This window comes from Pseudomonas parafulva NBRC 16636 = DSM 17004 (genome assembly GCF_000730645.1).
In the GTDB taxonomy this organism is placed as follows: domain Bacteria; phylum Pseudomonadota; class Gammaproteobacteria; order Pseudomonadales; family Pseudomonadaceae; genus Aquipseudomonas; species Aquipseudomonas parafulva.
Genome location: NZ_BBIU01000043.1, coordinates 1 through 13303, shown reverse-complemented (window position 1 = coordinate 13303; position 13303 = coordinate 1). Strand labels below are relative to the sequence as shown.

The 13303-nt window shown below is 64.4% G+C and carries 8 protein-coding genes; 3 read left to right on the top strand and 5 right to left on the bottom strand.

Annotation, left to right across the window (positions count from 1 at the left end; all coding sequences use genetic code 11):
- Positions 1–30: 30 nt before the first annotated feature.
- Positions 31–246 carry a TOBE domain-containing protein gene (locus PPA02S_RS21450; protein WP_003255829.1) on the top strand — a complete coding sequence of 72 codons (216 nt, stop codon included), beginning with the start codon at positions 31–33 and terminating at the stop codon, positions 244–246.
- 48 nt (positions 247–294) lie between these two features.
- On the opposite strand, the gene PPA02S_RS21445 is transcribed toward PPA02S_RS21450, so the two are convergent.
- The 5 genes from PPA02S_RS21445 to PPA02S_RS21425 all read right to left on the bottom strand — a co-directional run bounded on the left by PPA02S_RS21445 (position 295) and on the right by PPA02S_RS21425 (position 10940).
- Positions 295–5778, bottom strand: a complete 5484-nt coding sequence (locus tag PPA02S_RS21445; protein ID WP_028635358.1) for a hypothetical protein — start codon at positions 5776–5778, stop codon at positions 295–297.
- 81 nt (positions 5779–5859) lie between these two features.
- Complete coding sequence (locus tag PPA02S_RS21440; RefSeq protein WP_028635357.1) at positions 5860–6495, bottom strand: TetR/AcrR family transcriptional regulator; 636 nt, start codon at positions 6493–6495, stop codon at positions 5860–5862.
- Positions 6495–8072 carry a glutamate--cysteine ligase gene (gshA, locus tag PPA02S_RS21435; RefSeq protein WP_161629599.1) on the bottom strand — a complete coding sequence of 526 codons (1578 nt, stop codon included), beginning with the start codon at positions 8070–8072 and terminating at the stop codon, positions 6495–6497. The genes PPA02S_RS21440 and gshA overlap by 1 nt, the downstream gene beginning before the upstream one ends.
- Positions 8073–8226: 154 nt before the next feature.
- Positions 8227–8610 (bottom strand): PaaI family thioesterase, encoded by a 384-nt coding sequence (locus tag PPA02S_RS21430; protein WP_050577109.1) that lies wholly within the window; start codon positions 8608–8610, stop codon positions 8227–8229.
- Entirely contained in the window at positions 8610–10940 is a 2331-nt protein-coding gene (locus PPA02S_RS21425; RefSeq protein WP_028635355.1) for a Tex family protein, read from the bottom strand. Before PPA02S_RS21425 ends, PPA02S_RS21430 begins: the two co-directional genes overlap by 1 nt.
- A gap of 215 nt (positions 10941–11155) precedes the next feature.
- Here PPA02S_RS21425 and ompR point away from each other — a divergent pair, with 215 nt between their 5' ends.
- Positions 11156–11896 carry an osmolarity response regulator transcription factor OmpR gene (gene ompR, locus PPA02S_RS21420; RefSeq protein ID WP_028635354.1) on the top strand — a complete coding sequence of 247 codons (741 nt, stop codon included), beginning with the start codon at positions 11156–11158 and terminating at the stop codon, positions 11894–11896.
- Between the two features lie 13 nt (positions 11897–11909).
- Positions 11910–13223, top strand: coding sequence for an ATP-binding protein (locus tag PPA02S_RS21415; RefSeq protein WP_028635353.1), 1314 nt, complete (start codon positions 11910–11912; stop codon positions 13221–13223).
- Positions 13224–13303 lie beyond the last annotated feature (80 nt).

Here is a 13303-nt window from a genome sequence, read left to right as displayed (position 1 = left end):
CCCACTGAAGCCCATAGAAGGAATTACCCCATGACCATCAAAGCCATCAACGTTCGTAACCAGTTCAAAGGCACTGTGAAAGAAATCCTGGAAGGCCCGGTACTGTCGGAAATCGATGTGCAGACTGCCTCGGGTATCGTCACCTCGGTGATTACTACCCGCTCGGTGCGTGAGTTGGAACTGCAGGTTGGCAGCGAAGTGATCGCCTTCGTGAAATCCACCGAAGTGTCCATCGCCAAGCTGTAAGCCAAACGGCACCCGGGCTGTCAGGCAGCCCGGGTGATGCGGCATTTGTCAGCCAGCCGGGCGCAGGCTGCCGAACAGTTTGTTGGCCTGGGCCTCAGTCATGGCCGCGCGCCAGGCCCCTTCCCCCAGGTCCCGTTCGCTGGCCAGTTTCAGGTGGCCTGCTTCCAGGCGGGTGAAGCCGCTTGCCGGTTTGTGCCGGAAGTGGAAGTGCGCATACCACAGCGGCTGCCCGCTGGTGCGGTCCACTATGCGGTATTCCTCCAGGTATTCCACCGGGTTGCCTTTGCGGTCCCGTTTCGGGTTCAGCGTGCGCGACCAGCCAAGCTCCACCTCCTGCTGCTCCACCAGGTATTCCAGGTAAGCCACTGTCGGCTTGCTGCTTGCCTTGCTCTGGGCTATGCGCAGTTGCCGACCCAGTGCATGCATCTCTGCTGCAGCGGTTTCCAGCTGCTGGGTTAACCCCAGGTGGCTGGCGGTGAACGCAGTACCCGCCTTGCGCCGGATGCTCTCGCCCAGAAATCGCAACTGCTGGGCGTGGCCTTCGGCGATGTCTTCCAGGTCTACCGGGAGGGTTTGCGGTTTCTGGTACTGGTGCAGCCTGGCCCGTTGCTGATCGATGGCATTCAGGCGGGCGCTCGCGGTTTCCAGCAGCGAGGCGAGGGGTTGCGTGGGCATCCAGGGCTCGTCTGCTATTTGTTGCCATTGGCCTGTTTCACTTTTGACGTAAACGGTGTGCGCCTGCTCGGAATTGGGCTGGTTGATGCGCATGCGCGTCTGGCCGCGCTCGACGAACGCGTTACCGATAAACGGGCCCTCAACCGTCTCGAACAGGCGCGGGCGGCTCGCGCCTCGCGGGGGCTGGCCGGTAGAAGGGCGGGGCAAGCTGGCCCTGGCGAGGTTGGCGTCGATCTCGTCGATCATTGCCCGCATGAGGTGGCGAAACGACGAGGTTTCTGCCGGCGCCAGCAAGTCCGTGAAGTTGTCCTCCCAGGCAGTCAGGTGGTTCAGGTAGCGCCCGTAGCGGCTTCTGGCGTGGCTGAGGAACGTGCGTTCCTGGGCCCGGCTGAGGCGCGCTTGCGGCAGCTGTACCTGGCTGTACAGGGTGCTGCGCAGGGCAACCCCCTGTTCATGGAAATGGGTCATGAAGGCACCCATGCGCGGGTGCTCCACCGCGCTCGCCTTGAACAGAATCATCGACAGGATCGACGCCCTGACCAGGCGGGTGTTGGTCAGGTCCAGTACCAGGCCGGTCTGCTGCACGCGGGCCATGTAGCTGCTCAGGGTATTGCCTTGCAAGGTGTTAAGCCGTACTTGGTGGCTGGCGGCCAGGCGCTCCGCCTCCACCAGCGTCTGTACCATCTCCTTGCTTGCCGCCAGGGAATTCTGGGTCAGGCGCTTGGCGACCGAGGTGTGTGTGGTAGACCCAGGCAGTGCCTGAATGGCGCTGAATGCCAGCTTGACCTGCTGGGTGGCGAGGGTGAAGCGGTCTGACACCAGGTGCATGTCCAGCACCGCCATCTCAAGAATGTTTTCTTCGCACAGGGCCTTGAAGCGTACGTAGTCTGCCCGAGCCAGCGTGGCACGTTGCTCCCGCAGGCGCGCCACGGCCTGCTCGTTGAACGCCATGTTGCCCTGAAGCTCTTCGGCCAGTTGCGTACGTGCATTGACGTAGGCAGCCCGTTGCCCCTCGGTGGGCTGCCTGCCTTCGCCCACAGCCTCCACCGCTGCGCGGTAGGCCGCCTGCTTCTGCGCCAGGCGGGGCCGGCTGCGGATGAGCTCGTCATTGATGTCGTGGGCCAGTTCCAGGCCGGTAAGGCGCCTGGGTTGGGCGCGCATCGCCATGCGCCAGTAGGCGACGCCACGGTTGTACAGCGAGGTAAGTGCACCGCCGCCCCCGCGCAGGCCGCTGTCCACCAATAGGCCACTGAGGCGGCCAGGCGTTTCCCAGACCCCTCGCTCGCTGAGCCGCACAGGCTGACGATAGCTGCGTATGCCCTGGGGTTTGAGCCGCCAGGTCAGGTGAGCGGCATCCCATTCGACCGCGTACCAGGCCGTGTTGCGGGTGATGTAGGTTTGCTGGGTAGCCGTGTGCTCGAATACCCCGGCGCCCTGGGGAAGGCTGCAGCGCACCATCGGGCCGCTGGGCAGGTCGGTTTCGTAGCCGCTGAAGGCGCCGAGGGGCGGGAGGGGTGTTCCGCTCACCGGGCGCAGGGGGTGCAGGCGCTGGCGTTGCTGGGTCAGTAGCCGCGCCGTCATGGCAGGCTTGCCAGTGGCTACAACCAGCGGCGCCATGGTCAGCACTGCGTCGCTGATTGACTGCAGCAGGCTGACGAGGTGCGTCAGGCCGTCTTCCAGGTTGCCTTGTTCGAAAGCGGTGGCCGCAGCAGTAGCCGCCTGCCAGCCGTCGTAGAGCGCAAGGCCGGTACCCGCGCCGGGCAATATACCGAGTACCAGCCGCAGCCCCATGAAGAAGTAACGGTCAAATACCTGCGGCGCAGCGAGGGCCAGGTCGGCCTGGCTGCGAGAGGTGGCGCGATGATGGCGTATAAGCGCACCCATGCCCTGGCGGGACTCGTAGGTTGGCAGGCTCGGCGCAAGCGCGATGCCCACGCCGATGAAACCGTTGAAGCCTGCCTGCAGCGCGGCATCGATGTACTGCTCATGCTCATCCGGGTTGCCGGTCAAGGTTTGCTCGGCCAGGTAGCGAGCCATGGCGCTGTCCAAGGCCATGGTCTGCAGCGCTTCGCATGCCGCACTGCTGTCTGGGTACTGGCTGATGGCCTTGCCGTTGGGAGCCTCCGGCATGTAGAGCAGCACCGGGCCTGCCGTGCCTTGCACCAGCGCAATGCCGGCCAGCGCGACACTGCTGCTCGAACCGTCGGCCGCCACACCTGGCTTCAACTCCAGCGAGTGGTAGGCGAGGGTTCTGTCTGTGCCTGTAGTCACCTGTTCGCGGTAGAGCGTTTCCAGCATTTGCTGGCCGCTGGCATCCAAGCCGGTGGGGCGACTTAGCGACAGCAGCTTCAGGCGGTGCTCGTAAGGCGCACGCAGGGTTTCCTGGCGCCAGGCCACCTGCCAGGGCGTTTCATATTCGAAGCCCAGGTAGGCTTGGGCGATGTGTGTTTCGAAGCGCCCAGCGGCATCCAGTTCGGCAATCAGCATGGCAATGCGCGCTGGCGTAAGCCGCTCTGCCAGATAAGGGTTCGCAGGTTCGAACTTTACCGTGGCATTGCCCAGGCGCAGGCGGCGCTGTTCATCCAGTGCCACCATGATGAAGGCCTCGAGTGGCACATCACTGCGCGCCGTGCTGAACACGGGTACGTCCCGCGCCCCCGCACCACCGGCGGCCGATTGGCCGGTGACCTCTTTGTTCAGGGTGACACTGTCAGCGATGTCGAGGGTGATCTGCCCGGCATCCTGCACACCGAATGCAGTGCGCAAATGGTCCCTCAGCAGTTGCCGGGTAAATTGATCGCGTGGTGGCAGGCTCGACGTGAGCAGGCCAGTAGAAGTGCGCAGTGACGCTTGCAGTGTTTCGATCTGGGCAGCCACTGCGGCGATCTGCTGGGCATCGAGATGGCTCAATCGGGGCAGGTTGTGCTGAAAGTGGCTGCTGCGGTTTTTCTCGGCGAACCGTGCAAAGGCGGTCGACCTAGCGCGATGTTCACTGATGCACAGCCGCTGACGCGCCTGTTCGCGTGAAGTGTCAGCGGGCAGGGAGGCAGCGATGGCGTCAACGCATTGCAGCATGAAGTGCCCATCGACGGGCGGATGCTCGAATACGAAGGTGGGCGCGTTGCTCAGCATAAGGTGCAGCGGCACGCCATCGCTGGCGTGGGCGGCCTCCAGCAGCGCATCGGGCCATGCGCCGTCCAGGGTAGCCAGCAGGCTGCGTTCAAGTGCCGGTTCGTCAGCGAACGCCAGCAGCCCGCCACGTTGGCCTGGGCGGTACAGCAGCAGCGTAGGGTCCTGCTTCTGGGCGGGCTCAGCGGGCAGTTCACGTACTGTGACGTAACCGCTCAATACCCAGCGGTGGCCGGCGCTGATCACTGCCAGCGCACGCACCTGTACCGGCCTTTGCAGGCTTGGCTCCGGCCTGTTGACAAGGTGCTCCACCCAGCCAAGGTGGGCACCCGTCAGCTCGCCCAGCGTGTGCTGCAGCCGCGCTTCGGCCAGCAACGCCTGGCATAGCCCCTCTGCAATCTGCGTGCGCCTGGTCTTGTCGCCGGCCTGCTGGTGCAGCACGGCGCTGCTCACGGGCTCTGGCAGGGCGAGCAGGTAGGTATCCAGCGTGGTTTTCACCAGGTCCTGCGCCGCCTGTTGTTCGCGCAGCTGTGTCACTTTGGCCGAGGTCGGCGCGGTGTCGCCTGCCAGGTATCCCTCCAGCAGCGCCTCCTGCTGTTCGACACGCTGCTGGCGCCAACTGATGGGCAGGTGTTCCTCAAGGCAGGCGAAATGCACCTCTTGCGTGGCCATGGCGGCGTCGTCGGCGCATACCTGGGCGATCCGTGCCGCCAGGTCCTGGGGCAAAGCCTCTGCCACGATGGCGTTTCGCTGGTTCTCCCAGGCTTGCAGGGCTGTCCAGTCCAGTGGATCCGTGGCACTGGTCTGGCACGCCTGCAGCAGGTGGTGGTCGGAAAGGCGCTGGTGCTGCGCCAGGGTTTCTGCCATCAGTGCGCTGAAACCGTCGCCGTGCAGCGGCGTGATGAGCACATCGTCGCTGCTGCCCAGGGTGATGGGCCATCGCGGGTCCGGCCAGAAGGTGTGGCGGTTCTCGAATACCCAGGTACGCAGGCGCTGCAGATCATTGAACAGCACAGTGCAGGTTGTGAGCCCGGGAATGTACAGCAGCCAGCCGGTTGTTTCGGGTTCAGGCTCTACAACCATCGCCGCAACACTGCTCAGCGTTGCCGCGCCAGCGGGTTGCCATTGCAGTTGAGCGAAGCGTGGGGTGGCTTGCCTTGCAGTGAGCCAGGCACTGGTTGCCAGGTTTCCCAGCCCGTAGGCAATGTCCAGGCTGTGCTCGAAATGCTCGCGCAGCAGGGTGCTTGCATGGCTTTGCCGTGAAACGGCAGTACCCGGCATGCGGGCAGCCCAGTAACTGCGGGTGGCCCGCAGCCTGGCGGTGCTTGCCAGCGGCCCCAGGTAACGTACCCAGTCAGCGGCGGTCATCTGGGCGTGATCACTGCCTTCTGCAAAGCCCCACGTTGTCCAGCTGGCGAACGGGCTGGCGAACGCCGGGTTCGCCAGCAGGCGGGCTGCGAATGAAAGCAAAGTGGTCTGGTTGGCGCTATCACACAGCCCGCAGTGGGTTGGGTCTATCCCCAATTGAGCCTGCAGTGTGTCGAGCAAGGTCTGGCGCAGGCTGGGCGCCTGAGCGAACAGGTCTCGCAGCTGTTTGGTGCAGTCGGCCAGGGCCGGCTGTGCAGCGGTGAGCACGTTGCTTTTGCCGGCCAGGTGTTCGGGTACGGCGTTCAGGGCCGAGGCGGGGAGCGTCTTGATGAGGCCCGGCTGGGCGGAGGAGGTGGGCATGGGCGATGGTCCCTATGGGGTGGCATGTGGTGCACCCATTGAAAGCATCGCGACGGTTCAGCCGGTGGTAGATGTATGTGCTCAGCTCGCCTTGCGCGGTGGCAGGAACGGCGGCAGGTAGAGGGACATGTAGGCTTCGAACACACGCATGCCTTCTTCGGCCATGCGTGGGGTGATCTGGTCGTACAACTGCATCGACCGGGCATACACCCGGTCGCTCAGCTCCATGGCCAGGGCGAACACCTCTACATCGTCTGGCAGGCTCGGCAACTGGAAGTGCCGGTCGAACAGGCGGTGCATCAGTTCGCCCAGCTCCATGTCGTGCTGGCGGTCGGCCTGCACGACTTCACTGAGCCCATGCTGGGCCAGAATCAACTGACGGGCCGCGGCATCCTGGTGGTAGATGCCCAGCATGCGCTGTTCGATCAGCCGCGACAGCTGGTGCCAGGTGGTGAATGCGCTGCTGTCGATAGGCGCACTCAGGGCTTCGCGAAATGCCCGGTGCACATCGGCGGTAAGCGCTTCGAGCAATGCCGGCACGCTGGCGAAGAAGTGATACACCGACGAAGGCGGAATGTGCGCACGTTCCGCCACGCTGTAGATCGAGAGTGCAGCAACCCCTTCGCCTGCCAGTAGCTCGCGCGCCGCAGCCAGGATCGCTTCGATCCGGGCCTGGCTGCTGGCGCGGGGCCTGCGTGGGGTGCTGCTGCGGCTCATCAGTTGCTGATCGCCAGGATGCTCGCCTGGTAGGCACCCACGAACAGGTCGAAGTCACCCACCTCTTGCTGCTCGAGGCGGGATTGCTCTGCCAGCGAGTCGCGGGCCAGGGTTTCGAAGGCCTGCTGGCGCTCGGCCGGTAGCGGCTGCTCGCGCAGGGTTTCGGCGTGGATGCGGCTTTGCCGCAAGGAAAACGCCACGAAGCTTTCGTCATGCTCGGTCATGCGCGCAAGCACCTGGGCAGACGGGGTGAGGGCCGGGTCTTCGACCTTGGCTTGCTGGGCGTCAAGGGCCTTGGCATGGTCGTCGCCACCGTGCGCCTGGTCCAGCAGGTCGGCCAGTGGGCGAATCTGCTCGATCAGTTCGCTGGCCCAGGTAGCCAGGCTGACCGGCTGGCCATTGTGCTGCAGTTCCAGCCCTGGGCGACGGCCTTCCTTGACCACTTTCAGGAAGTTGCTGGTGCACTGGGTGCATTCGCTGTTGCCCAGCTGCGGGCTGTCATCCAGCGCGCAGAACAGCAGGAAGGCGTCGAGGAAGCGTGCTTCGCTGATGTCGATGCCCACCGGCAGGAACGGGTTGATGTCCAGGCAGCGTACTTCTACGTACTGCACGCCACGCGAGGCGAGCGCCTGGATCGGGCGCTCGCCGGTATAGGTGACGCGTTTTGGGCGAATGTTCGAGTAGTACTCGTTCTCGATCTGCAGAATGTTGGTGTTCAACTGCACCCACTCGCCGTCCACGTGGGTACCGACTTCCACATACGGCGGGTAGGGGGTGCCCACTGCCTTGCGCAGGCTGTCGGTGTAGCTGGCCAGGTTGTTGTAGCAAGGCGTGAGGCCCGCCTGGGCATTGCTCTGGTAACCCAGGTCGCTCATGCGCAGGCTGGTGGCGTAGGGCAGGTACAGGGTATCGGCATCCAGTTCTTCGAGCTGGTGCGGGCGGCCGCGCAAGAAGCCTTTGTCCAGGGCCGGGGAGGCGCCGAACAGGTACATCAGCAGCCAGCTGTAACGGCGGAAATTGCGAATCAGCGCGATGTAGGCCGACGACTGATAGTCGCGCTCGCTTTCACCGCTGCCTTCGGCATCGCGCAACAGCGGCCACAGCGCCTCGGGCAGCGAGAAGTTGTAGTGGATACCGGCAATGCACTGCATGGTGCGCCCGTAGCGCAGGGCCAGGCCCTTGCGGTACACGTGCTTGAGCCTGCCGATGTTGGAGGTGCCGTATTCGGCGATCGGGATGTCTTCCTCGGCCGGCAGCGAGCACGGCATCGACGGGCTCCACAAGTACTCTTCGCCCAGTTTGCTGTAGACGAAGCGGTGGGTTTGCTCGAGGTTTTCCAGGACTTCGGCGGGGTCGGGCAGTGCCGGGGTGATGAACTCCAGCAACGACTCGGAATAATCGGTGGTGATCCGCTCGTTGGTGAGGGCCGAGCCCAGCGCCTCCGGGTGCGGGGTCTGGGCCAGGCGACCTTGGTCGGTCACGCGCAGGCATTCGCGCTCAATACCGTGCAGGCACTGCTTGAGCAGGGGAAGATTTGCGCCGAGCAGGCTCAGGCGGCGGTTGAGGAGTTCGCTCAAGATGTATTCCTTCACGCGTCAGTCGCCCCAATATGGGGGTAGAGATAACGGTCTACAAGGGTAGGAAGAAAGGAACTGGCGTTGTCGCCTGGTTTACACGGCCCCAGCAGTGCCAGCGCACTGCTGGAAAATACCGCAGATACTGCTTTGTGAGCTAGATGACGACGAAGGTTCCTTGCGCCTTCGCCACCCGCTTGTCGCCCTGGACTACGTCGGCGTCGACCACCAGGGTGCGCCGCCCGGCATGCAGCACACGGGCGATGCAGAGCACCTCGCCCTCGCTGACGGCCCGCAGGTAGTTGATCTTGCATTCCAGGGTGACGCTCTGCTGGTCAAAGCCATGGCTGGCCGAGCAGGCCAGGCCCATGGCGATGTCCACCAGGCTGAAAATCGCCCCGCCGTGCAGCTTCTGGCCACGGTTGCGCAAGTGTGGCTCCAGCGCCAGGGCCACTTCGGCAACACCCGCTTCCAGGTGTCGCAGGCGGCAGCCCAGCAGCTGGCTGAAGGCGCTTTCGACATACTCGCGCGGGACGTCCATCACTTCTTCTTCAACTGCTTGGCGTTGGCGAACAGCGCCGCCATGGCGTTGTTGGCCGGGGCAGCGGTTGCCGTTTCGCGCTGGCGCGGGGCCTGCTGCTGGCGGTTGCCGCCATTGCCACGGTTGCCGCCGTTGCCTCGGCCACCTTCAACCTTTTCGCCCGGGGTGTCGCCCATGCGCATGGACAGGCCGACGCGTTTGCGCGGGATATCCACCTCCATGACCTTGACCTTGACCACGTCGCCCGCCTTGACCGCTTCGCGAGGGTCTTTGACGAACTTTTCCGACAGTGCCGAAATATGTACCAAGCCGTCCTGGTGCACGCCGATGTCGACGAACGCGCCGAAGTTGGTGACGTTGGTCACCACGCCTTCCAGGATCATGCCCGGCTCCAGGTCCTTGAGGTCTTCGACGCCATCCTGGAAGGTGGCGGTCTTGAACTCGGGGCGCGGGTCGCGGCCGGGTTTGTCGAGCTCTTGCAGAATGTCGGTGACGGTCGGCAGGCCGAAGGTTTCGTCGGTGAATTTCTTCGGGTCCAGGCGCTTGAGGAAGCTGCTGTCACCGATCAGCGAGCGGATGTCACGGTCGGTGCCGGCGGCGATACGTTGCACCAGCGGGTAGGCCTCCGGGTGCACGGCAGAGGCGTCCAGCGGGTTGTCGCCGTTCATTACGCGCAGGAAGCCTGCGGCCTGTTCGAAGGTTTTCTCACCCAGGCGGCTGACCTTTTTAAGCGCCGCGCGGGTCGCGAACGGGCCGTTGGCATCACGGTGGGCAACGATGTTTTGCGCCAGTGTGGCGTTCAGGCCGGAAATGCGCGTCAGCAGGGCCACCGAAGCGGTATTCACATCCACGCCCACGGCGTTCACGCAGTCCTCGACCACGGCGTCCAGGCCACGGGCCAGCTTGAGTTGGGACACATCATGCTGGTACTGGCCGACACCGATGGATTTAGGGTCGATTTTGACCAGTTCGGCCAACGGGTCCTGCAGGCGGCGGGCGATGGAGACAGCGCCACGGATCGACACGTCCAGGTCCGGGAATTCCCGCGCGGCCAGTTCCGACGCCGAGTACACCGAAGCACCGGCCTCGGACACCATCACCTTGGTGATCTTCAGTGCCGGGTACTGCTTGACCAGGTCGGCCACCAGCTTGTCGCTCTCGCGGCTGGCGGTGCCGTTGCCGATGGCGACCAGCTCGACCGAGTGCTTGGCGCACAGGGCGGCCATGACAGACAGGGTGCGGTCCCAGTCGTTCTTCGGCGCGTGCGGGTAGACGGTGGCGTAGTCCAGCAGCTTGCCGGTGGCATCCACCACGGCCAGCTTGCAGCCGGTGCGCAGGCCCGGGTCGAAGCCCAGGGTGGCGCGTGGGCCGGCCGGTGCGGCCAGCAGCAGGTCGTGCAGGTTGTGGGCGAAGACATTGATGGCCTCGCCTTCGGCGTTATCGCGCAGCTCGCCGAACAGGTCGGTTTCCAGGTGGGTGTACAGCTTGACCTTCCAGGTCCAGCGCACCACCTCGCCCAGCCACTTGTCTGCCGGGCGGCTGCGGTTCTCGATACCCACGTGTTCGCCAATCATCAGCTCGCACGGGTGCAGGGTGCCTGGCAGTTCTTCGCCAACCTTGAGCGAGGCGCTGAGCACGCCTTCGTTGCGGCCGCGGAAAATGGCCAGGGCACGGTGCGAGGGGGCGTTGCGCAGCAGTTCGTCATGGGCGAAGTAGTCGCGGAACTTGGCGCCTTCCTCTTCCTTGCCGGGTACTACGCGGGCCGTGAGTACGGCCTCGTGCTTGAGGAAGCTGCGCAGCTTGTCGAGCAGCGCGGCGTCTTCGGCAAAACGCTCCATGAGGATGTACTTGGCGCCTTCCAGCGCGGCCTTGGTGTCGGCCACACCCTTGTCGGCACTGACAAAACGGGCGGCCTGGTCTTCCGGCACCAGCGTCGGGTCGTTGAACAGGCTGTCGGCCAGCTCGCCCAGGCCGGCTTCCAGGGCGATCTGGCCCTTGGTGCGGCGCTTCTGCTTGTACGGCAGGTACAGGTCTTCAAGGCGGGTCTTGGTGTCGGCCAGCTTGATCTCGCGGGCCAGCTCCGGGGTCAGCTTGCCCTGCTCCTCGATGCTGCCAAGAATGCTGGCACGGCGCTCGTCGAGTTCGCGCAGGTAGCGCAGGCGCTCTTCCAGGTGGCGCAGCTGGGTGTCGTCCAGGCTGCCGGTCACCTCTTTACGGTAACGGGCGATGAAGGGCACGGTAGAGCCTTCGTCCAACAGGCCCACGGCCGCCTCGACCTGCTGGGGGCGCACGCCCAGTTCCTCGGCGATACGGCTGTTGATGCTGTCCATGTAAACCACCTGACATTCTTGAATACGGGTCGCCGGTGAGCTTTTCGCCCGGCGGCGCTGGATGAAAGCGGCGCATTATACCCATCGCAAACGGCTTGCGGTGATGGCCCGCCGCCAGCGGGAACTGGCGCCCGGGGAAAAATCTGCTAACAATGCTCACGGCACGCGCTACAACGGCTACGCCATAATGCGCGGCGATACCAGAGGAGTTATTCATGACCGGCACGCCAAACACCGCTGAAGGTGAAAAGATTCTTATCGTCGATGACGATCCGGGGCTCAGCAGCCTGCTGGAACGTTTCTTCACCAGCAAGGGCTACCGCGCCCGTGCGGTGCCGAACACCGAACAGATGGACCGCCTGCTGCAACGCGAGGTGTTCAACCTGGTGGTGCTCGACCTCATGCTGCCTGGCGAGGATGGCTTGTCCGCCTGCCGGCGCCTGCGCCAGCAGAATAACCAGATCCCCATCATCATGCTCACCGCCAAGGGTGACGAACTCAGCCGCATCAAGGGGCTGGAGCTGGGGGCAGACGATTACCTGGGCAAGCCGTTCAACCCCGACGAGCTGATGGCGCGGGTCAAGGCCGTGCTGCGCCGCCAGGCGCCTACCGTGCCGGGTGCGCCGGGTAGCGAAGACGAGTCGGTCACCTTCGGTGACTACGAGCTGTCGCTGGCCACCCGCGAGCTCAAGCGCGGCAACGAAGTGCACATGCTCACCACCGGCGAATTCGCCGTGCTCAAGGCGCTGGTGATGCACGCCCGCGAGCCGCTGACCCGCGACAAGCTGATGAACCTGGCCCGTGGCCGCGAGTGGGATGCGCTTGAACGTTCCATCGACGTGCAGATCTCGCGCCTGCGCCGCATGATCGAGCCCGACCCGTCCAAGCCCCGTTACATCCAGACGGTCTGGGGCGTGGGCTATGTATTCGTACCGGATGGCAATGCCGGCAAATGATGTCAGCCACTGAATGAAAACCCCTCTGTGGTTTCCGCAAAGCTTCTTCGCCCGCACGCTGTGGCTGGTCCTGATCGTCGTCCTGTTTTCCAAGGCACTCACCTTGGTCTACCTGTTGATGAACGAGGATGTGCTGGTCGACCGGCAGTACAGCCACGGCGTGGCATTGACCCTGCGCGCCTACTGGGCGGCGGATGAAGAAAACCGCGACCAGATCGCCGAAGCGGCAGGCCTTATCCGGGTGACCGGCTCGGGCGTGCCCGAAGGCGAGCAGCACTGGCCGTACAGCGAAATCTACCAGCGGCAGATGCAGGCCGAGCTGGGCGAAGACACCGAGGTGCGTTTGCGCATTCATGCGCCACCGGCGCTGTGGGTCAACGCCCCCAGCCTGGGGCCTGGCTGGTTGAAGGTACCGCTGTACCCACACCCGCTGCGCGGCCAGAAAATCTGGAACGTATTGGGCTGGTTCCTGGCCATCGGCCTGTTGTCCACGGCGTCGGCCTGGATTTTCGTGCGCCAGCTCAACCAGCCGCTCAAGCGCCTGGTGTTCGCCGCCCGCCAGCTGGGGCAGGGGCGCAGTGTGCGTTTGCCCATCAGCGACACCCCCAGCGAAATGGCCGAGGTGTACAAGGCGTTCAACCAGATGGCAGAGGACGTGGAGCAGGCCGGGCGCGAGCGTGAGTTGATGCTGGCCGGGGTTTCCCACGACCTGCGCACGCCGCTGACACGCTTGCGTTTGTCGCTGTCATTGCTCGACAGCGACAACGACCTGAGTGACGACATGGTCCGCGACATCGAAGACATGGACGCCATTCTCGATCAGTTCCTGGCGTTCATCCGCGACGGCCGCGATGAGCCCCTGGAAGAAATCGACCTGGGCGCGCTGGTGCGTGAGGTGGTGGCGCCGTACAACCAGCCGCAGGAGCGGGTGCGTCTGTGCCTGGAGCCCATTCCGCCGTTCCCGGTACGCCGGGTTTCGCTCAAGCGCATGCTGGGCAACTTGATCGGCAACGCCCTGCACCATGCGGGCAAGGGGGTCGAGGTGGCCGCCTATGTGTCGGGTGACGAGAGCGCACCCTATGTGGTGCTGAGCGTATTGGACCGCGGGGCGGGGATCGACGAATCGGAGCTGGAGACCATCTTCAACCCGTTCATTCGGGGTGACCGGGCGCGCGGTGGCAAAGGCACCGGGCTGGGGCTGGCGATCGTCAAGCGGATCGCGGCGCAGCATGGTGGGAATGTGGAGCTGCGCAATCGGTCCGGTGGTGGGATCGAGGCGCGGGTAAGGCTGCCGCTGGGGTTGCTGTTACCGCGTAATGCTGTGTGAGGCCTTCCGGCCTCTTCGCGGCTAAAGCCGCTCCCACAGGTACTGCACAAAGCTGCAGGCTGCGGTAATCCTGTAGGAGC